17 protein-coding genes are annotated in these 20,515 nt (G+C 46.6%); 11 read left to right on the forward strand and 6 right to left on the reverse strand.

Features of this window, described 5'->3' with window-relative positions; all coding sequences use genetic code 11:
* Positions 1-78 precede the first annotated feature (78 nt).
* The 7 genes from DMB88_RS03580 (at position 79) to DMB88_RS03610 (ending at position 8,545) form a co-directional block, all read left to right on the forward strand.
* Positions 79-1,866: a sensor histidine kinase gene (locus DMB88_RS03580; RefSeq protein ID WP_128100233.1), complete on the forward strand. Its 1,788-nt coding sequence runs from the start codon at positions 79-81 to the stop codon at positions 1,864-1,866.
* Positions 1,841-3,394, forward strand: coding sequence for a response regulator transcription factor (locus tag DMB88_RS03585; protein WP_128100234.1), 1,554 nt, complete (start codon positions 1,841-1,843; stop codon positions 3,392-3,394). Before DMB88_RS03580 ends, DMB88_RS03585 begins: the two co-directional genes overlap by 26 nt.
* A gap of 221 nt (positions 3,395-3,615) precedes the next feature.
* The gene (locus DMB88_RS03590; protein ID WP_128100235.1) at positions 3,616-4,899 is read left to right on the forward strand and encodes an ABC transporter substrate-binding protein; all 1,284 of its coding nucleotides are present in this window, start codon (positions 3,616-3,618) and stop codon (positions 4,897-4,899) included.
* Positions 4,900-5,038: 139 nt separating this feature from the next.
* Entirely contained in the window at positions 5,039-5,941 is a 903-nt protein-coding gene (locus DMB88_RS03595) for a carbohydrate ABC transporter permease (RefSeq protein WP_128100236.1), read from the forward strand.
* Positions 5,942-5,943: 2 nt separating this feature from the next.
* Positions 5,944-6,783: a carbohydrate ABC transporter permease gene (locus DMB88_RS03600; protein ID WP_128100237.1), complete on the forward strand. Its 840-nt coding sequence runs from the start codon at positions 5,944-5,946 to the stop codon at positions 6,781-6,783.
* Between the two features lie 110 nt (positions 6,784-6,893).
* A complete protein-coding gene (locus tag DMB88_RS03605) occupies positions 6,894-8,057 on the forward strand; it encodes a rhamnogalacturonan acetylesterase (RefSeq protein ID WP_254438609.1) in 1,164 nt (387 codons plus the stop codon).
* A gap of 68 nt (positions 8,058-8,125) precedes the next feature.
* The gene (locus DMB88_RS03610) at positions 8,126-8,545 is read left to right on the forward strand and encodes a sensory rhodopsin transducer (protein ID WP_128100239.1); all 420 of its coding nucleotides are present in this window, start codon (positions 8,126-8,128) and stop codon (positions 8,543-8,545) included.
* Positions 8,546-8,684: 139 nt separating this feature from the next.
* Here the strand turns inward: DMB88_RS03610 and DMB88_RS03615 are convergent, their stop codons facing one another.
* From DMB88_RS03615 to DMB88_RS03630, 4 genes are all read right to left on the reverse strand, one after another.
* Positions 8,685-9,821, reverse strand: coding sequence for a Ger(x)C family spore germination protein (locus tag DMB88_RS03615; protein WP_254438610.1), 1,137 nt, complete (start codon positions 9,819-9,821; stop codon positions 8,685-8,687).
* A 17-nt stretch (positions 9,822-9,838) separates the two neighbouring features.
* A complete protein-coding gene (locus DMB88_RS03620; RefSeq protein ID WP_128100241.1) occupies positions 9,839-11,308 on the reverse strand; it encodes a spore germination protein in 1,470 nt (489 codons plus the stop codon).
* Positions 11,289-12,395: a GerAB/ArcD/ProY family transporter gene (locus tag DMB88_RS03625; protein WP_128100242.1), complete on the reverse strand. Its 1,107-nt coding sequence runs from the start codon at positions 12,393-12,395 to the stop codon at positions 11,289-11,291. The genes DMB88_RS03620 and DMB88_RS03625 overlap by 20 nt, the downstream gene beginning before the upstream one ends.
* Before the next feature lie 125 nt (positions 12,396-12,520).
* A complete protein-coding gene (locus DMB88_RS03630) occupies positions 12,521-13,462 on the reverse strand; it encodes a DMT family transporter (protein WP_128100243.1) in 942 nt (313 codons plus the stop codon).
* A gap of 123 nt (positions 13,463-13,585) precedes the next feature.
* Between DMB88_RS03630 and DMB88_RS03635 the strand changes: the two genes are divergently transcribed.
* Complete coding sequence (locus DMB88_RS03635) at positions 13,586-14,965, forward strand: aminotransferase-like domain-containing protein (protein ID WP_128100244.1); 1,380 nt, start codon at positions 13,586-13,588, stop codon at positions 14,963-14,965.
* 139 nt (positions 14,966-15,104) lie between these two features.
* Here DMB88_RS03635 and DMB88_RS03640 read toward each other — a convergent pair whose 3' ends face one another.
* Positions 15,105-16,430, reverse strand: a complete 1,326-nt coding sequence (locus DMB88_RS03640) for a glutamate-1-semialdehyde 2,1-aminomutase (protein ID WP_128100245.1) — start codon at positions 16,428-16,430, stop codon at positions 15,105-15,107.
* A 163-nt stretch (positions 16,431-16,593) separates the two neighbouring features.
* On the reverse strand, positions 16,594-17,580 hold the full coding sequence (locus DMB88_RS03645; RefSeq protein ID WP_128100246.1) for an LCP family protein: 987 nt from the start codon (positions 17,578-17,580) through the stop codon (positions 16,594-16,596).
* Positions 17,581-17,783: 203 nt separating this feature from the next.
* Here DMB88_RS03645 and DMB88_RS03650 point away from each other — a divergent pair, with 203 nt between their 5' ends.
* Genes DMB88_RS03650 through DMB88_RS03660 form a run of 3 tightly spaced genes read left to right on the forward strand, consistent with a single transcriptional unit; the run spans position 17,784 to position 20,415 of the window.
* Entirely contained in the window at positions 17,784-18,830 is a 1,047-nt protein-coding gene (locus DMB88_RS03650; protein ID WP_128100247.1) for an ABC transporter ATP-binding protein, read from the forward strand.
* Positions 18,831-19,625, forward strand: coding sequence for an ABC transporter permease (locus DMB88_RS03655; RefSeq protein ID WP_056699805.1), 795 nt, complete (start codon positions 18,831-18,833; stop codon positions 19,623-19,625). It begins immediately after the preceding gene.
* Positions 19,626-19,629: 4 nt separating this feature from the next.
* Positions 19,630-20,415, forward strand: a complete 786-nt coding sequence (locus DMB88_RS03660) for an ABC transporter permease (RefSeq protein ID WP_128100248.1) — start codon at positions 19,630-19,632, stop codon at positions 20,413-20,415.
* Positions 20,416-20,515 lie beyond the last annotated feature (100 nt).

Here is a 20,515-nt window from a genome sequence, read left to right on the forward strand (position 1 = left end):
AAATATGAAAATAACTTACAGTAGTTATACACGCCATAAGAAGCATCGTACCCTTTTCCAGTCAAAGGAGCGCGTTGGATGAGGAAAATTAAGAACGCTTTCATGACGTTGCCGATACAACACAAAACCATTCTTCTCATCGGGCTTTTGATGTTGGTCAGCTTCACCTTTTATGTCTCTGTCCTGCGATATGTCTTCAGCATCTATGACCGACAGATTTACGAGAAATCATCACAGGTTCTTAATATGTCTTCTGTAGGCATCGAGAATCAGCTTCGCGAGATCGCAAATCTATCCTTCAAAGTCATGTCAGACGAACCGCTACAGCAATACCTGTTACAGTTGGAGAAGGCGGAGACGGGATACGAGAAGAACGGTCTGCGCAAGAAAATCACGAATCGACTTGTAGCTTATGCTGGTTCAGAGAAATACGTGTACTCTATGATATTTATTGATAATGATAAAAACATTATGGCTGCGGGAAACCGGGAAGGTGTCTCTGAATCGATGCAGAACGAGCTGGTTGTGCTCGGTGAGCAGCATTCAGGTGCAAACGCATGGTATACCGGCGGGGATCGTCAAGCGAGGTTGTTGTCGGTGAGACAGGTAAAATCCTTCATCGGGGGTGCGTTTACGCTCGATAAGCTGGGGACATTAGTGATTCGTGTTCGGTTGGATCGTATTGTCCAGGATCAGATGCAGCATCCGGCAGAGGATTCTCAGCTACTCATTACAGATGGCAAAGAAGTCATCTATCCAACTGAACCCTCAGTCAGTGAATCCGAAATCGAGTCGGAGCTGAAACGCATTCAGCCGTATGGCATTGCTACGTTTGAACAGGGAAGGAATTTTGTTGCGCGTGCTCACTCCTCCTACACGGATTGGGTATACCTGTATATGACGCCCTTTGATCAGATGTTTAAACAGGTTCAATTTGTCAAACAGCTGGTAACGGTTATTTTCATTGTCATATTCCTGGCGGCACTTGTATTCGGATTCCGGTTCTCGCGTAGCATTACTCAGCCTATTGCTCATCTAATCAAGAAAATGCGTAATATCGAAAAGGGTGATCTCGACAAGCTGGAGGAAGCTGCACTCGGTGATATTCCCTCTTCCCCGCAAAATGAGGTCGGCTTGTTACATCGAACCTTCAAAATGATGCTGCAGCGCATCCGTGAATTGATTGATGAGAATTATGCCAAGCAGCTCGTGATCCGTGAGACAGAGTTGAAAGCGCTTCAGGCACAGATCAACCCTCATTTCTTATATAACACGCTTGAATCGATCAATTGGCTCGCCAAAGTTCAGAAACAACGTCAAATCTCTGAAATGGTGGAGGCGCTGGGGTTTTTGTTACGAAGCTCTGTGAACATGTCTGAAAAATGGATAACGCTCGAAAGGGAATTGGATATCGTTCGCAGCTATGTGACCATCCAGCGTACACGTTTTGAGGAAAGGCTGGATTTTGACATGGAGATTGCTCCTGAAGTGGGGACAGCTCGGATTCCGAAGCTGACATTACAACCTCTTGTGGAGAACGCCATTCATTATGCACTGGAGCCAAGCATAGATCCTTGCCGTATTCGTATCCGAGCGAGGGCAGAGGGAGATAAGGTAATTATTGAAGTGGAGGATGATGGCCCGGGAATGACAGCTGAGTTCCTACAACAATTGCAGGAGGGGCAGATTCAGACAAGAGGGCAGGGCATTGGGTTATCTAACATTCAAGAACGGATCAGACTGACCTTCGGTGATGAAGGCACAATGGTCATGAGCAGCAGCCCTGGATCAGGAACTGTAGTATCGATCAGCATACCTTGGATTAGAGAGGACGATGACGATGTACAAAGTGATGCTCGTAGATGATGAGCGTGTCATTCTAGAGGGGATTTCCCAGGTGGTCGATTGGGCAGCGGCAGGCACGGAGCTGGTGGATACGGCGAGAAATGGGATCGAAGCATTGGATAAAATCGGGCAATCCCGACCTGACATTGTCATTACGGACATTTCAATGCCAGGTTTAGATGGTCTTGGACTTATTGAAAAGGCGTCTGAGGCCTACCCTGATCTGCGGTTTATTATGTTGTCAGGTTATAAGGAGTTCGAATATGCCCGCAGAGCTATGCAATATGGGGTGAAGCATTATCTGCTTAAACCTTGTAATGAAAACCAGATACATGATGCCATTTCAGAGCTGCTACAGGAACAGCAGGTTGCCCAGGTGAAGGAGCATGTAGCGGGAGAGATGAAGCAACGACTGCAACGGGTTCTTCCACATGTGAAAGAACAGTTTCTGCTAGAATTCATGACAAATCGAACCTATGGGCCAGGGGATCTGGAATATTATCAGGAGCTGTTCGATCTGGAGCTTGAGGATACTGAAGTGCGCCTGTTGCTGTTCCGAATTGCAGATGAGCATGATTACAGTCATTTATTTGCAATCAAGAATATCGCGAACGATCTTCTCCCACATGTCATGTTAAGTACAACGATTGAAGGAAAGCTATTGATTTTGCTGAAGGATTCCGCTGATGCAGCTCCATTACAGGAAAGTATCGAAGAAGTTCGGGCTACATTTACCCGCTTGTATAAATTACAGGTGACTGCTGCACTGAGCGAAGCAGATCGAATGATTCAGGCTCGGCGTTTGTTCCGTGAAGCACTGCAATGTCTGAATCATCGCTTTTTCATTGGAGAAGGGAAGCTCATTACGAAGAACGACCTTGTATTAGCGGGGGAACGTGAAGGTATTCATGTGGAACAGGATGCTGATCAATTGTGTCAATTAATCAAGTCGGGGAATGCCGAAGAAACAGCATCTGAAGTAGATCGTCTGTTTGATCTGTTATCAGAGCATCAGCTGGAGATTGAGGTTACTCGCTCTTACGTGGTGCAATTGTATTCGGCAATGATTCAAGTCTGTCCGCCCGAAGAGGCGACGGAATTCACTCAGCGGATGGCAGAGCTGTCTCATATTGATACGTTATCTGGTCTGAAATCCTTTGTATCCAGCAGTGCGGCTCGGTTAACCTCGGGTTACTACAAGAATCATATTAGTCGTCAATCTTCGGCGGTGGAGAAAATGATGGATATCGTAGATCGTCATTACGGTGAAGCGGATCTCTCGCTCAATGGCGTAGCACATCAGATGTTATATATGAACCCGGACTACTTGGGGAAAATATTTAAAAAGGTGACCGGTGAGAATTTCTCCAACTATGTGAATCGTCTGCGGATTGAACGGGCGTGTGACCATATTCGCAGAGGCGGGGATGTAAAAGTATTTGAGCTTGCCGAATTATTCGGCTTCGGCGGCAATTCTCAATATTTCAGTCAGGTGTTCAAAAAGTGGACGGGAATGACACCGACTGAATTCCGTAGATCCGGCACGTAACAATTGCACACCGATCCTGTGGTGACAATATGGGGAGGACGAACAGTGCCATGAGGGGCAATGTCGTCCTCCTCTGTTTTTTGAACCAACAAGACGGATTTGTGTATTCAACTCTGCGCGTACATTTGCGAAAATGACAGTATCAAGTTTGTGAAAGCGTTATCAGGAAAGAAAAGGTAACCCGTTCACACAACCATATCAACATAAAAGGGGAGATTGGCATGGTGAAAAAGGCAATATTCCTGATGATGGCTGCTTTGCTCGTTTTTACAGCGGCATGTAGTTCAGGCGGAGGAACAGAAGGTTCATCCTCGGATGGATCGGTTAACCTACGAATCGCTTGGTGGGGTTCAGATGCACGGCATGAATACACACAGAAGGTCATCGACCTGTACAAAGAGAAAAACCCGAATGTCAAAATCGACGTGGAATATGCTTCATTTGATGATTACTGGAAAAAGCTCGCTCCACAAGCAGCGGCAAGTCAATTGCCGGACATTGTGCAGATGGACATCTCTTACATTAGCCAGTATGCACAGAATGGTCAGCTAGAAGATCTGGCTCCTTATCTGGGCAACCAGATCAAAGTAGACGATGTCTCTGAGAATGTTATCAGCACTGGCGTAATTAACGGCAAACAATATGGTGTGCCTGCTGGTGTTAACGTTCTAGGCTTCCAATACGATCCGGCATTGCTTCAAAAAGCAGGTGTGGATGCCATTCCGGATAATATGACTTGGGAAACCTACGAAGAGCTGGGTAAACAAACCGCAGATAAAGGTCTGTATTTGGATGGTGGGGTAGCGCCGGATATCTTCTTCCACTACTTCCTGCGTACGAAAGGACTGTCACTGTACAATGCGGAAGGAACTGGCCTTGGCTATGACGACGATAAATTATTCGTTGAGTTCTTCGGACTTATGCGTCGCATGATTGAGCAAGGTGCAGCGCCGACTCCAGATATCGCGAACCAAACTAAAGGCATTATTGAAGAATCCGATCTGGTGAAAGAAAAAGGAATCGGTGTATGGCAATGGTCGAATCAGTTCGTGGCCTTGCAACAAGTAGCTGACCGTCCACTTGCAATTGCACCAATGCCAGGTCCTGATATGGAAAAAGGTCTTTATATGCAGCCAAGTATGTATTGGGGTGTAACGTCCAACTCGAAAGTAAAAGAAGAAGCGGCTAAATTCATCGATTTCTGGGTGAACGATGTAGAAGCTAACAAATTGATCAAAGGTGAGCGCGGTGTGCCTATCTCTGGAGCAATCAAAGAAGCGATTGCACCTGAACTGAGCGACGCAACCAAACAAGTATTTGATTTCGTAGCATCGATGGAGCCAAAAGCTTCTCCAATGAGCCCGCCACCACCAGTAGGTTCACCTGAAGTAATCTCATCCCTAGCAGATGTTGTTGAAGAACTGAACTTTGGCAAAATCACACCAGAGCAAGCGGCAGAGACATTCCGTAAAAATGCTGAATCTGTCCTAGCCAACAATAAATAACAGTTGAATGATTGCTTGCTCATCCCGCGACTGGGATGGACGGGAACAGGGCTACTCGCTTCTGCGAGGGCCTTTCCCGTCCAATCATTTTGAGAAACCAGTCATAGCGCAAGCAGATCTATGAAGGAGGTTCGTTCCATTGAGACAGTATTCGTCGTTACGTAGAAACCTGACCGGATATGCGTTTATCAGCCCGTTCATTATTGGCTTTCTGGGCTTTACGCTGATCCCCATGTTTGTTTCTCTATATATGTCATTCACGAGTTATAACTTGTTCACTTCTCCGCGCTGGATCGGGCTCGACAACTACTACAAAATGTTCTTTGAAGACCCGAAATACTGGAACTCGGTTAAGGTAACATTCCTGTATGTATTCATTGGGGTACCGTTAAGGTTGATTTTCGCCCTCTTCGTAGCGATGATCCTGAATACTGGCTCTCGCATGGTTGGAACGTATCGTACCTTGTACTACCTGCCATCTATCATCGGTGGTAGTGTCGCTGTATCCATTATGTGGCGTAACCTCTTCAGTAATGAAGGTGTCATTAACAGTGCACTCGTAGCAATCGGGGTGGGGCCAATAAGCTGGTTCGGTGACCCTGATGCATCCCTCGTGATGCTGATCTCGCTGTCTGTATGGCAGTTTGGTTCTTCCATGCTGATCTTCCTAGCGGGTCTCAAAAATATCTCTCCTGAGATGTATGAGGCAGCGGGTGTGGATGGAGCGAATCCGATTCGTAAATTTTTCAGCATCACCTTGCCACTCCTCAGTCCAATTGTTTTGTTCAACCTGATCATGCAGACGATTGGTGCATTCATGACGTTTGTACCTGCCTACATCATCTCCAAAGGAGAGGGTGGTCCAATGGACGGTACGATGCTCTACTCTCTATACCTGTTCCGTCAGGCGTTTATGTTTAACAACATGGGTTACGCTTCGGCAATGGCCTGGATTATGTTGCTGATGATTGGTTTGCTTACTGTAGCCGTATTCCTGACATCCAAATTCTGGGTGTTCTATGAATCCGAAGGAGGGAAGTAACGATGGTTTGGAGAAATGTAAAATGGCCCATTTATCACCTGTTCGTTGCAGCTCTAGCCCTCCTGATGCTCTATCCTGTACTCTGGATGCTGTTCAGTTCCTTCAAGGAAAGCCGCACCATCTTTGTTACAGCAGACACGCTCTTCCCAACAGAATGGATCTGGAGCAACTATGTTGATGGTTGGAAAGGCGCTGGCGGTAGACCGTTCATGGATTACATTACGAACTCGCTTGTCATTGTTATTATCTCAACCATTGGTGCAGTAATATCGTCATCATTGATCGCTTTCGGTTTTGCCAGACTCAACTTCAAAGGACGTGCCTTCTGGTTCTCCATTATGATGTTGACTCTCATGCTGCCACATGACGTTGTACTCGTTCCTCAATATATTATTTTCACAAAGCTTGGTTGGCTGAATACGATCCTGCCGATTGTTGTTCCTACATTCTTCGGGATGCCGTTCTTCATCTTCCTGATGGTGCAGTTCATTCGAACGATTCCTAAGGAATTGGATGAGGCAGCTACGATTGACGGATGTAACAAATTCAGGCTATACATTCAGATTATTATGCCACTCATCAAATCATCGCTCGCTACTGCCGCAATCTTCTCCTTCTACTGGAGATGGGAAGACTTGCTGGGTCCCGTATTGTACCTGAATTCACCGGATAAATACACCGTTTCAATGGCACTGAAAATGTTCCTGGATAGCGAATCTGCCTCTAACTGGGGAGCGATGTTCGCGATGTCCATCGTCAGTCTCGTACCTGTTGTAGCTGTGTTCTTCATCTTCCAGAAACAAATTGTACAAGGGATGAGCACCAGCGGTTTGAAAGGCTAATTGCACGCGTTGGAACAGAACGCTGAACAAGGAGGCTATTTCCATTGAATAATGCTCAGGATCGTCATGCCGTTGCCTCGGAGGCAACGGCAGAGAACAACGAGAGTACAATTACAGCATGGAAATTTAAGTTTGGCCCTGGAGAAGAAATAGAAGGTTACAAGGCAGTATCTTCGAATACATTCTATGAGGCTCACCAGGGATTCGGATTTGAACAAGGCTCCATCGTGTATGAGAAACAACGAATCCATGAGAATGAGTCATCACGAGGGGCTAATCGCACTCAAGGTAACGGGGAGCCGGTTAACCTGGCCTCCCAATTACGTTCAAGCTTCTGTATCCCAACGAAAGCCTCCTTTGTCATGGATGTGCCGGATGGCACGTATCAGATCATGATGCTTGCTGGAGATGAGCTGGCTGAGACACGTACCCGTGTCAAAGCTGGAGAAGGCAGACTCATGGTACCAACCATTCATACGTTGCCAGGACAGTGTGCAGAGGTTCGATTCTCTGTCGTTGTTCGAGGAGGCAAGCTTCGCTTATCCTTCTCAGGCCCAGCACCACGAATTAATGCATTGGAAGTTACACTTGCGAACCAGACCATGACTGTGTTCCTGGCAGGCGATTCCACGGTTACGGATCAACCGGAGAGTGGTTACCCTTACTGTGGTTGGGGGCAGTTGTTGCCGGCTCAATTCAAACACGATGTGGCTGTAGATAATCATGCGCAATCAGGACGCAGTTCTCGCAGTTTCATTCATGAGGGACGCTTAGATGCCATTCAGAGGAAGATCAAGGCAGAGGATTATCTCTTTATTCAATTCGGACATAACGATGAGAAGCCAGATCCTAGTCGGGGAACGAAGCCTTTCACAACATATAAAGAGCATTTGAAAAAATATATTGATGTCGCCCGTGAGGCAGGGGCTCGTCCAGTGCTGGTTACGCCCGTTCATCGTCGCTATTTTGCGGACGACGGCACGCTAACAGATACGCATGGCGATTATATCGTAGCTGTACGTGAATTAGCGCAAGAGGAAGAAGTTCCGCTAATTGATCTTGCGGAGCGAAGCCGTCTTTTGTTCGAGCAGACGGGTATCGAGGGTACCAAAGAGGATTTTATGTGGGTGCTGCCTGGTGAATTTATGAACTTCCCTGCAGGTGTTGAAGACAACACGCACTTTCAAGAGCGCGGTGCTCATCGTCTTGCCGAGCAAGTGGCTGAAGCCATCCGTGAATTAAGATTACAGCCATTACAGATGTTCTTGCGTTAGAGGGAATTTCTAGCAATAAAGCAGAGGTCAATCGGAAGCACTCAGTTGAAGACGAGGAGGTTGGCATAGTGGGAACGAATCAGACGAATGTCACGAGCGATCATACAGGACACAGCGCAGGGGGAGCAAAAGGCCATACATATTGGGTGATCCCCGATGGATACATTCCGCCAGATAGTAGTGGTACATTGGAGAGCCATGAGAGCATCTGTGTATTGAACACAGGCACGGAAGATGCTGAACTTCAGCTCACCATTTTTTTCGAGGATCGCGACCCATTGGAGCAGATCGCGGCAACGGTACCTGGGCGCAGAACGAAACACATCCGTACAGCTTCTTTGCAGGCAAATGGTGAGTCTATTCCACTCGGAGTGCCATACGCAATCACTGTATCCAGCAATGTGCCAATCATTGTGCAGTACAGTCGATTGGATACGACGCAGCCTGAATTAGCATTGATGAGTGTTGTTGCTTTTCCGATAGCGTAGATGAATAACGGTGGAACACCGAACATGTTAGCACATCAAAATGATTGCACACCAAAAGGCGAACCAATGACCCTCTACTAAATGTAAGGGCAATGGCTCGCCTTTTATTTTGAAGCATTATATTTATAGGTGCTTGCATTCATAATATCGACATGAACATCCACCTGACCCAACTTGAAATGGGCAATTGGATCGGCTCGTTTGTTGGCGTGTGTAGACCACAAGGGTGGTCATGGCGATATAGGTACTCGACCAGGCCATAGGTATCTATTTTCCTCGCCTGTGCATGTTGAAAGGTATGTCGTATCTCGTTCTGAATTTGCTGCGCTGCCTCTAGTTCCAACATTTGTTTGGATTGATGGTTACTATGGTCTTCAATGATCGTAGCTTTAACGATTGTTTTTAGGTCAAACTGAACCCCGGTTCCACTCTTCTTCGCTCGTATCACAGTTCGTGGATCACGGAGCATGAGGGATAGGCTGGGTAATTTTTGCTTGTCCGAATAGACGTACAGCGGATACTGATAGACTTTGTTGTAGTTTACATATCTTGCTCCTGCGGCATGATTTGCGTCTACTCTTCCTTGATTTTGCCCACCTGTAATAACGTAAAATCCATTCATCTGCACGAGTGGTGGCTTCCGATCCTGATGTGTCCATGTGTGATTCGTATTCGTAACAGAGGGAACCAAAATGGTAGACGCAGGTTCTCGGAATCCATCTAGAAGCTGATGCATGCGAATAGGCTCGAACGCTGAGTATTGTTTATATAGCTTAATCGGTTCGAATAACTCAATTGTCTGTTCAGATTGATTCAGCAGAGCGGAGGAAGAGAGCAGATCCTTCATATCGTCCGCCGTAGCGAAAATCCAAGGGGTATAGCGAAGTTGCCCGGAGTGCATAAGGGTATCGAAGATATCCTCTAGATGCCCATTCAGTGCAGTTTCGGCTAATACGATGGCCTTCACATGGGTCCATAACGTCTGCTGTTGAGAACTGCGGTATAGATCGTTGATCGCCATATTCAGTGTTGCTCCCTCACCTTGGCCGATCCAGATTTGACTCCCTTCCCGAGAGGTAGGACCATCTTGCTTCGCAATGCTCGAAAAATCAATCAGTTGTGCGTAGGCTACATAGTGATCCTTGACGTAATCAATACCCAGCGCAGTGATGAAATTAATGCTCTGGACTTCCTTCGAATCCCAGCATCCAGATAGGGGAATAGCCATAATAATGGCGAACAGCCAGAGCCCTATTTTTCGGATGAGGCATGTCATGCGCTGCACGGAGCACCTCATGAATCTCCCTTCTTTCGGGTGGTATCCTGGGTATGAAGAGCCTTAGGTCGTTGTTTGCGTTTCATTGTAGGTAGCATTGATACGGATTGAGTAAAGTCACCAGGGATATAAGGCGATACAGGAGACAGATACGATACGCCATAACATTCCAGAGACACCAAGTGAACGATTAGAGCGAAGAAACCAACCATGAATCCAAACAGCCCGAGTACAGAAGAGAGAACCAGCATGAAAATGCGGATCTGTGAAGTGGCTCCGCTTAGAACGGGATTCACAAGAATGTAGCTAGAAATGACAGAGATCGCCACGGTTACAATAATGGTGGGGGAGGTAATTCCCGCCCGAATAGCGGCATCCCCGATGATAAGTCCACCAACGACACTAACCGTCTGTCCCAGTGCTCTGGGAAGTCTACGTCCAGCTTCATTGAATAATTCAAACATAAAGATCATTAGGAAGGCTTCGAGTGTGACCGGCATAGGTAGTCCCATTCGAGTGCCTGCAATGGTCGCGAGCAGAGGTAATGGAATTTGTTCCAGATTGAAGCTGGTTAATCCAATATAGAAGGCAGGAAAGAAACAGGCGATTAATAAACCCGCAATGCGAAGAATACGCTCAAAGGTCACGATAAAAAACGGAGTACTCTCGTCTTCGGGTGACTTCAGCTGATTAAATAAGGTAGTAGGTGCAATTGTCGCTACTGGAGAGCCTTCGATGAGAACGGCAAAGCGGCCATTAAGGATGGAATCAACGACATAATCAGGACGTTCAGTGCTATCCGTTAAAGGAAAAATACTTTTGATTCCGCCCATAACGGCTCTTTCCACAAGCGAGGTTCCGAGAACACCATCAATCTCAATCTGATTGAGATTGTGACGAGCTTCGCTTAGAATATCCGGGTTAATAATATCGCCTATATACAACAGTCCCATGGAAGTTTGTGTCCGGGTTCCTTTAACAAATTTCTCGTAACACATGGAATCGCTTTTCAGGCGTTTTCGAATAAGGGCAATGTTGGTGCTGAGCTCCTCGGTAAATCCATCGCGGGGGCCTTTGACCGATGTCTCAATGGCGGATTCTTCTGGGGTACGACCCGGAATGGAGGCGATATCCATGCTATAGGCCTCTTGTCCCTGCCCGAAGAAAAGGACAAGTTGTCCGCTAAATACGAGGCGATTAATATTGGGCACATCCTGTATATCCTGAATGGAGCTCATGGAGAGTTCCAGTTGTGAAGGCAGTGGCATGCCTGCATCGAGTCTAGCCTGTTCTAGTCGAGGAGCAACATATTGATTAATTTGTTTGGTATCTGTTAAGCCCTCACAATATACCAAAATGACAGATAGTCCAGCTGGCTGCCTAGAAGGATAGGATTGAACAACAACGTCTGCACAGGATTTAAACAATTGTTGTAATGAAGCATATAGGGACTCTGGGGATTCGGAGTTAATCGGTGTGTGCTCCATGTTGTTTTCTCCTCTGAGCGCGCGAACTGAACCACGCAGTGAAAGTGGCGACTACAGCAAGGCTGCTCAGGTATAGCACGTTAACCGGGAAAATAACATGTACGAGCAAATATTCGAACGTGATATCATCCAATGGATGTAACATCGTCATGATAAAAACGACAGTGAGCGCGCTAAAGGCAGCTTTTCTTGTATAGGCGTTTTTAATATTCCATATCTCCACCACAATATACATACCGAGGGATATCCGTGTAAAAGAACCAGCGAGCCACTGGTAGATCGAAAAGAAATCCGTTTGGGCAATATATTTGCCCAAGGAAGCAATACGCCATTCCTCAAAGGCGGGATAACGCATCCTGGCCGCCTCATACGGATCGAATTCCACAATGGCTCCGATCAGTGGACCAAGCGTTAAGCCTACGATGATGCAGGCGAGTAATAGATATTGCCATATTCGAATACGAGAACGCAGATGAGGCTGAATATACCAGATAAACAATAACTCAAACATGCCAGCCAGGCAGTACAATGTGCCATCCATAACAGGCGACCATCCATGCTCAAGCACAGGCAGTAAGCGGCTATAGTCCTTATACTGCATATTGACGATAGCTACGTAGAAGCCAAGCAGAACCACGAGTGGAAGTAACAATCCGGCTGTGAACGCTAGGGTGCGTATGCCTTTATAAGCGGTGTAACCACACACGGCCATTAAGGCGATCGTTGTTGCGATTACCGGAGTATCCTGTAGATAGTTTGTTTTGGTCCAAGTGGTTGTGTCATGCAAAGTGAAATAGATCAAGGACAGGAAGAAGAGACTGTTTCCGATACGAAACAGCAGACCAATTGATTTACCGAGATGATTCGATAACCAGTTATTGAAGGTTTGATGCTCAAGATGCCGGGAGACGTAGGCAAGCATGAGGGTAAATAACAGGAAGGGGCCTGCAGACAGCAGAACGGATATCCACGCATCTCGTTTGGCAGCTGTGAGAAGAGCCGGGATGATCAATACGTGACTGACAAGCCCCACTGTTAACATCATAAGCATTAATGCTTGCAGGAATGAAGGCTGGGTTGGTTTCATGCTGAGGGAACCTCACTTACTTATAGATTATCTCAGCAGTGTTTACTTGAATCCTGTGCTTCATACAAGTGAGCGGTACTTAGGTCAATGTATTTGCTTAATTTCAACAACGAATTAACGCAACATCAGGCTCTAAGTTTAGGTTCTAGACTGCGCTTCCTACCACTCATGTTGGTGCCAAGAACACCTGCAATAATGAGCAATGCTCCGATAAAATGATAACCACTAACCGGCTCATGTAGAACCCAAGCCCCGCCTGCAATCGAAATTAACGTGGACAGATTGCTGAATACACTCATCTGCGAAGCCTCCAAATGGGTCAGTGCGTAACTAGCAAGCAAGGTAGAGACCATGGTTGATAGGATAGCCAGGTAGGCGATCGAGCCCAGATAAGAACCATCCCCAAGTGGATTGACATAATCCGATAATGTTCCCATTGAAATATGGCGAATGACAGATGTGGCGTTGAAGACAATGGCTCCAACCATCAAGGTTACCCACGTCAATTCCATCGGTTTATATTTTTGCGTCAGGGGTCGTGCAAGAACACCATAACCTGCAAAGCAAATGGTGGAGAGCAGAAGTAGTGCAATGCCCTTAAAATTGCCGAGAGACATAGCAGTGCCTTTCATCAAGAAGATGTAGATCACACCAGCCACCGATAACATCAGAAATAGCTTTTGTAACGTTGTTGTGCTTTCTTTCAGAAAAACAGAAGCCAGAATGAGTGTGAATACAGGAGCCATGGCCTGGATAATACCAGCTTCTGATGAATTTGATGAGACAAGCCCAAAGGTCTGGAATGCAAAAAATAATACAGGAGACAGAAGACCAAGTGGGATAATCCGCAATAGATCTCCCCACGTGAGTTTAATCCGAATCCATCCCAAAACAACAGGTATACTGACCACGAACAGGGACAGGGCAAATCGGTGTGCTAACACATCAATTGGATGAGCGATATTCACTGTCATTTTGGCAAATAAAAAGGATAAGCCGATAATAGCCGCATAGACAACCGCTGCCACATAGGCCAAACCTTGAGTACGAGTAGGGGATTGTTTCATGTCGATTCCTCCGCTTAATTCATAAGATCATGTTGACCCTATCAATATACTGCCGGGAAGAACGTGTTACAATGAACATAAATAAAGACTGTACCGGTACAATTGTGGAGGTGCGAACTTGGAATGAAGAAGAAATATGAAGTTATCGCGGAGTCCATACAACGTTGGATTCAGGAGCAGTCTCGCGAGCAGAATACAGGGCAATGGATGGATAAGGGGATCAGACTTCCAGCAGTTCGGACTTTAGCACAGCAGCATCGATGTAGCATCAGTACCGTGATTAGAGCGTATGAGTGGCTTGAGGAACGACATCTGGTGTATGCGATCCCTCAGTCTGGCTATTATGCTGTACAGAATGGTGCAGATGTAGATGATGCTGAATGGAATGAGCCGCTGGATTTTGCCTCCGCTGCACCTGATCCACGGGTATTTCCTTATTCCGATTTTCGCCATTGTGTAGATCAAGCGATGGAGAAGAAACAGGCTGATTTATTTCTGTATGGGACGGAGAGAGGTCTGCCTTCACTCATTCAGTTAGTACAGAGACAGTTTGCCGATTATCAGGTTTTTGCCCATACGGATCAGTTCTTTATCACATCAGGGGTACAGCAGGCACTTGCAGTGCTCGCACTAATGCCTTTTCCGAACGGAAAGCAGCGAGTGCTGCTCGAATTACCGACGTATCACAATATGCCTTCACTATTAAGTGGATTAAACGTGCCGATTGCAGGGGTTAAACGCTCACTAAGTGGATTGGACTGGGATGAATTAGAACGCCAATTCCGAGAGGGCGATATCAAATTCTTTTATGTCATGCCACGATTTCATAATCCGCTTGGAACATCACTGACAACGTCGGAGAAGAAACGGTTAATTCGGCTCGCCGTGAGGTACGATGTATACGTCGTTGAGGACGATTTTTTGGCCGATCTGGAAGATAATTCGAAGCAAGACCCTTTATTTTCCCATGATACGGACGGACGGGTCATTTATCTGAAAAGTTATTCCAAAATTCTGTTTCCGGGTCTGCGCATAGGCATTGCGATCTTGCCCCAGAAGCTTACCTCTTCCTTCCATATGTACAAAAAAATGCTCGATATTGACACCTCCGTATTGTCTCAGGCTGCACTAGAGATTTATATAAGCAGTGGCATGTTTGCCCATCATGGCAAAGTGATTCGCAATCGCTATGCCGCGCGCATGCGTGAGGTTCATGAGCAGTTAGATGTTTATCCTGAATTTAGACCTTTCAAGGAAGCGCCGCGTACAGGAGGGGAGCATACGGTGCTGCCCCTCCCGGCCAACATTCCGCTCAAGGCATTGTTGACTCGTTTGGAACAGTATGGAGTTCTGGCAGGAACTACAGAGCGTTATTACCCGGAGGGGATGCACGGAGATAAAATGCTGCGATTGAACATATCCAACGTGCCGAAACAGCGAATTGCAGAGGGAATGCGAATAATCGCAGAGCAGATTAAGAGGTTACATGTAGTCCAGCATTAGAATGGATCAGATAGAAACGTAAAAAAAGAGGCGTCGTAAACGGTCACCATCACCGTTTATCGACGCCTCTAAGGCGTGTCTGAGAATTCCGAAGGACGCAGAGTTTGCCGAGTTTTTAGACACGACTTAGCATTGTAAATTATTCCTGAGCCATTGCTTTGAAGGAAGCTTCGGCTGCTTCTAATGTCGCTTGTACATCCTCATCGGTATGTGCAGTAGTCAGGAACCACGCTTCATACTTGGATGGAGCCAGATTAATGCCACGGTTCAACATATGCCGGAAGAACGAGGCGAACTTTTCTCCGTCTGTATCCTGCGCCTGGTCATAGTTCGTAACCGGGTGATTACAGAAATGAGTGGAGAAGGCACCGCGAATTCGGTTGATTGTTACATCGATGCCATGGCGATCTGCCGAAGCTTGTAGCCCAGTGGTCAGATCAATTGCAAGGCGTTCCATTTCTTCGTACACACCTTCACCTTGCAGCACTTCAAGGCAGGCGATACCAGCAGAGATGGAAGCCGGGTTACCCGCCATGGTTCCTGCTTGATAAGCAGGGCCGAGTGGAGCAACTTGTTCCATGACATGTTTACGTCCACCATATGCACCAATCGGGAGACCGCCACCAATAATTTTACCTAATGCCGTCAGATCCGGTTCAATCTCAGCATGATTCTCCAGGCCGGCATATGTCTGAGTAGAACCATAGTGGAAACGGAAGGCTGTAATAACCTCGTCATAGATGACGAGTGAACCATTGTCTCGTGTCATCGCGCAGAGCCCTTCGAGGAAGCCAGGTTCTGGCATGACCATACCGAAGTTACCTACGATGGGTTCAACCATGACTGCGGCAACGTCGTCACCCCAACGCTCTAGAGCGTCTTTGAGAGCATCCAGATCGTTAAAGGGAACCGTAATAACCTCATGGGCAATACTCGTTGGAATACCTGCGCTATCCGGAATACCAAGCGTCGATGGACCAGAGCCGGCAGCTACTAATACGAGATCGGAGTGTCCGTGATAACAGCCAGCGAATTTCACAATTTTGTTACGCTTGGTATATGCACGTGCTACACGAATCGTTGTCATGACCGCTTCGGTACCTGAGTTAACGAAGCGAACTTTATCCATGGAAGGGATCGCTTCTTTTAACATTTTGGCCAGATGAATCTCAAGCTCGGTTGGTGTACCGTACAGGATGCCATTGGCAGCCGCCTTCGTAATTGCCTCTGTAATATGAGGATGAGCATGTCCTGTAATAATAGGACCGTAAGCAGCGAGGTAATCAATATATTTGTTGTCATCAACATCCCAGAAATGAGCACCTTGTGCCTTTTTCATGAATACGGGTGCACCACCGCCAACGGCTTTGAAAGAACGAGACGGGCTATTAACGCCACCAACGATATGTTGAAGTGCTTCTTCATATAAAACTTCGGAACGTGAGCGAGATGGGAATGAATTCATGGGATAACTTCCTTTCAATATGGTTTGAATGATTTCTATACTTAGCAGAACACAGCGAGAGGGCAGCGTGATGGCTGCCCTCTGTGTGTTCGACTTCGAAGTTGTTACTGTGCTGGTTGTTCGGAGGATTTGGGTTCGTCCCCACTAGCCGTTTTATCTTCCGTTACCTTGCTGCTGTCTTCAGGATCAGCAGGGGATGAATAATATCCTGAATGTGTTGTTTAAGTTTCTCTTCGTTCGTTACAGTTAGCACTTGTGCTCCACCAGGTGTGCGCTCTTCCTTGAGCATGTTCATTGGTGGAATCTGTTCACTGCCATTCATGCTGCTCTGATAGCCCAGTCCACCTAGCTTCCACATATCGGAAAGGGTTAGATTCGTATCTACATACGGGCTAACTTCTTCCAGGATGGAAGGCAGCTTCGCGATCGTTGTTGTCGACTGCATCTTCGCCGCAACGGCCTTGAGGAACTCGCGTTGACGCTCGGAGCGAGCGAAGTCTGACATCGCATCATGACGGAAGCGCACATACATCAGAGCGGTATTTCCATCTAGATGCTGATAACCTTTTTTGAGATCAATATCGTATTCGTTATTGTCTGCTTTACTTGTATAATGCATGTCCTTCTCTACGTCAAAGTCTACACCGCCAACGGCATCAACTAATTTGATGAATCCTTGGAAATCCGTATACACATAATACTGAACAGGGATACCGAGTAAGTCACTTGCGGCTTTCATTGCTGTGTTAGGGCCATGTGTAATCGCGGTATTAATCCGCTCCTTACCGTAGCCGTCTATATTCATATAAGTGTCTCGCAAAATGGAGAACAAATTGATTTTTTTGGTGAGTGGATCGAGTGATACCACCATCATGCTGTCTGAACGAGGAACTTCGCCTTTGGCTAATCCACGAGCATCGACACCCATAACCAAAATATTTACGGTGTCAGTTCCCTCCCACTTCGGCGGGTCAGGGGTGTTCACTTTTTCAACATTTTCGATACCGGCAAACGGAGATTCGTCGCCTTCCTTTTGCAAACCATTCAACTGATTGAGAATAGAACCGAAATAAAATGCCGCAGCTCCACCAACAATCAATACGAAGGCGGCAAGAGATATCCATATGGTTCTCTTCGTCTTTCTGGTCATGCTAGCTCTCCTTTGTATTCAAAATGAATTAAAAATCAGTCCGATGATCATCTAGCCGAGGTTTTCCGCGCACGACCTCTTTCACAGATGCGAGAGAGGACGCTCCTCACACTATTTTAAAGCTTGCTGAATTTCGACTGATACTATTATAATTTCTTTTTGGGCTACAAGCAATTTCAACAAAATCCAAGTGAGGTATAAACATGCTGGCGATTGATGTCAAAGATTTACGCAAGTCGTTTAGCGTTCAGAAGAGCCGTGGTGGGCTCAAGGGCGCGTTTCAGGACCTGTTTGCACGTCAATACCAGGAGGTACTGGCTGTAAACGACATTTCGTTTCAAATTCCGCAAGGCGAAATTTGCGGATATATCGGGGAGAATGGTGCCGGCAAATCAACAACAATTAAGATGTTGACCGGCATTTTGGTGCCTACTTCAGGCCAAATATCGGTAGGTGGATATGTTCCATATCTGGAACGGGAGAAGTTTGTACAGAATATTGGCGTCGTATTTGGTCAGCGCAGTCAGCTGTGGTGGGATATCGGCGTGATTGAATCCTTCCATCTGCTACGCAAAGTCTACCGCGTAGGCGAAGTTGATTTCCGTAAAAGACTGGATGAGCTTGTTGAGCGGTTACAGCTTCAAGACCTGCTCAGTCGTCCAGTACGTAAGCTTAGTCTTGGACAGCGCATGCGTTGTGAGCTAGTGGCAGCCTTGCTGCATAATCCAGGCATTGTATTCTTGGATGAACCGACAATTGGACTTGATATTGTCGTGAAATCCGAAATTCGGGAATTCCTGAAAGACATGAACCAGGAGCACGGTACAACCATTTTGCTGACCACTCATGATCTTCAGGATATCGAAGCACTTTGTTCAAGAGTAATCATGCTGGATGCAGGAAATATCATCTATGACGGTGGTTTGGATCATCTGAAATCCCAATGGGGAACGGAGCGAGAGATCCGCTTCAAGTTCGGTACAGCACACACGATGAGCCAAATGCAGGAGTGGACTGCCGAAATGCCTGTACGCTGGACAGTGGAGAACGAGCTGTCGGCATCCGTCTGGATTCCATTGGAGCTTAATGTATCCGACGTGCTCGGAAGGGTTGTCGGACAAGCTGACATTACGGATATTCAGATTGTTGAGATTAATACGGATGAGATCGTACGTAGTATCTATCAATCCGGTTCTGCTGAGCGCCCTGAGATCGTAGCGGCAAGCAATGAAGCGGTCGGTGTATCTTAGATGAACAGTGCATTTATTGATTTCATGCGCATTCGTTTTCTAACGATGCTGGCTTATCGGGTGAATTATTATTCCGGCATTTTGATATATACGCTGAATATCGGCGTGTATTACTTCACCTGGCAAGCAATTTACGGAGGAAGCGGAGAAATTGGCGGCTTCACGGCTGCTCAGATGACGACGTATGTTGCGGTGTCGTGGATGGCGCGGGCATTTTATTTTAACAACCTGGATCGAGAGATTGCGGCTGACATTCGGGATGGCTCCATAGCGATTCAATTCATCAGGCCGATTAACTATGTGATGGTCAAAATGATGCAAGGGCTTGGTGAAGGCATATTCCGCTTCTTGTTGCTAATGATACCGGGCATGTTGATTGCCATCCTTCTCTTCCCGGTAGAGCTGCCTACTGCGCCTTCGGCGTGGATTGGTTTTCTGGTGATGCTGTTCTTCAGCTTCCTGATTAACTCCCAGATTAACGTCATTACGGGACTTGCGGCATTCTTTGTGGAAAATAACGAAGGTATGATGCGCATGAAACGGGTAGTGGTGGATCTGTTCTCAGGTTTAATTATTCCGATCAGCTTATATCCAGATTGGTTGTCAACCATCATGAAGCTGCTGCCTTTCCAAGCGATTACGTATCTGCCCGGTTCTGTATTTACGGGAAGAGTGGAAGGCACAGGCATATGGAATGTACTCGGTATTCAGGTGCTGTGGTTTGTTCTGCTGCTGATTCCGATGATGCTGATCTGGCGGCAGGCGCGTAAGCGTTTGTTCGTGCAAGGGGGTTAACGGAATGTATTATTTAAGTTTAATCGGAGAATATCTGAAAAATTATATGAAAACCAGGCTCACCTACCGTGCCGACTTCTGGGTTGAGATTATATCGGATCTGTTGTTCCAGGCAACCAACCTGATCTTTATCTTTGTTGTTTTCCGTCATACGGATAACTTAGGTGGCTGGAGCGAGAGTGAAGTTCTTTTCGTATATGGATACTTTATGGTGCCGTACGGTATATTTAGTTGTTTCGTAAATCTGTGGGGGTTCAGTGAGCGTTATATCGTCAAGGGTGAGATGGATCGCATACTGACTCGTCCTGCCCATAATCTGTTCCAGATCTTGCTGGAGAATGTGGATCCACCGGCGCTGGTAGGTTCGTTCATCGGTTTGATTATTATGGTTATAAGCGGAGCAGAAATGGGACTAGTACTGGAGTGGTGGCATATTCCGGCGCTTATCATTCTGGCATTAAGTTCAGTAATGATCTACACGGGTATATATACCATTCTGACCTCGCTCTCGTTTTATTCAGACGCACCAACAGGAATTCTGCCATTGATGTATAACATTCAAGGGTATGGTCGTTATCCGGTGACGATCTACAATCGTGCGATACAGGTGCTGTTAACCTGGATTATTCCATTTGCCTTTGTGGGCATCTATCCAGCAGCACTTTTCCTAGAACGCTCTGAGATGCATCGTATGGCACTTCTGACGCCAGTCATGGGACTCGTATTTGGCTCAGTGGGCTTACTTCTATGGAATTTCGGCGTGAAACGTTATCGCGGAGCAGGATCGTAATAAATGGGTTCAACTAAACTTTTTACACGTGAACGGAGAGGACAGAAATAACGTGAAGAAGCGAAGCGTTCGCCTTTATCACCGGATTTTCCCTTTAGGA

The sequence above is a fragment of the Paenibacillus sp. DCT19 genome, from assembly GCF_003268635.1.
Lineage (GTDB): Bacteria > Bacillota > Bacilli > Paenibacillales > Paenibacillaceae > Paenibacillus.

Excerpts from the sequence above, each read along its gene's own strand:
- DMB88_RS03590 (WP_128100235.1), top strand. The coding sequence starts at position 3,616 with ATGGTGAAAAAGGCAATATTCCTGATGATGGCTGCTTTGCTCGTTTTT.
- DMB88_RS03635 (WP_128100244.1), top strand. The coding sequence starts at position 13,586 with ATGAAGAAGAAATATGAAGTTATCGCGGAGTCCATACAACGTTGGATT.
- DMB88_RS03615 (WP_254438610.1), bottom strand. The coding sequence starts at position 9,821 with ATGACATGCCTCATCCGAAAAATAGGGCTCTGGCTGTTCGCCATTATT.
- DMB88_RS03580 (WP_128100233.1), top strand. The coding sequence starts at position 79 with ATGAGGAAAATTAAGAACGCTTTCATGACGTTGCCGATACAACACAAA.
- DMB88_RS03630 (WP_128100243.1), bottom strand. The coding sequence starts at position 13,462 with ATGAAACAATCCCCTACTCGTACTCAAGGTTTGGCCTATGTGGCAGCG.
- DMB88_RS03600 (WP_128100237.1), top strand. The coding sequence starts at position 5,944 with ATGGTTTGGAGAAATGTAAAATGGCCCATTTATCACCTGTTCGTTGCA.
- DMB88_RS03585 (WP_128100234.1), top strand. The coding sequence starts at position 1,841 with ATGTACAAAGTGATGCTCGTAGATGATGAGCGTGTCATTCTAGAGGGG.
- DMB88_RS03645 (WP_128100246.1), bottom strand. The coding sequence starts at position 17,580 with ATGACCAGAAAGACGAAGAGAACCATATGGATATCTCTTGCCGCCTTC.
- DMB88_RS03625 (WP_128100242.1), bottom strand. The coding sequence starts at position 12,395 with ATGAAACCAACCCAGCCTTCATTCCTGCAAGCATTAATGCTTATGATG.
- DMB88_RS03650 (WP_128100247.1), top strand. The coding sequence starts at position 17,784 with ATGCTGGCGATTGATGTCAAAGATTTACGCAAGTCGTTTAGCGTTCAG.
- DMB88_RS03620 (WP_128100241.1), bottom strand. The coding sequence starts at position 11,308 with ATGGAGCACACACCGATTAACTCCGAATCCCCAGAGTCCCTATATGCT.
- DMB88_RS03640 (WP_128100245.1), bottom strand. The coding sequence starts at position 16,430 with ATGAATTCATTCCCATCTCGCTCACGTTCCGAAGTTTTATATGAAGAA.
- DMB88_RS03660 (WP_128100248.1), top strand. The coding sequence starts at position 19,630 with ATGTATTATTTAAGTTTAATCGGAGAATATCTGAAAAATTATATGAAA.
- DMB88_RS03655 (WP_056699805.1), top strand. The coding sequence starts at position 18,831 with ATGAACAGTGCATTTATTGATTTCATGCGCATTCGTTTTCTAACGATG.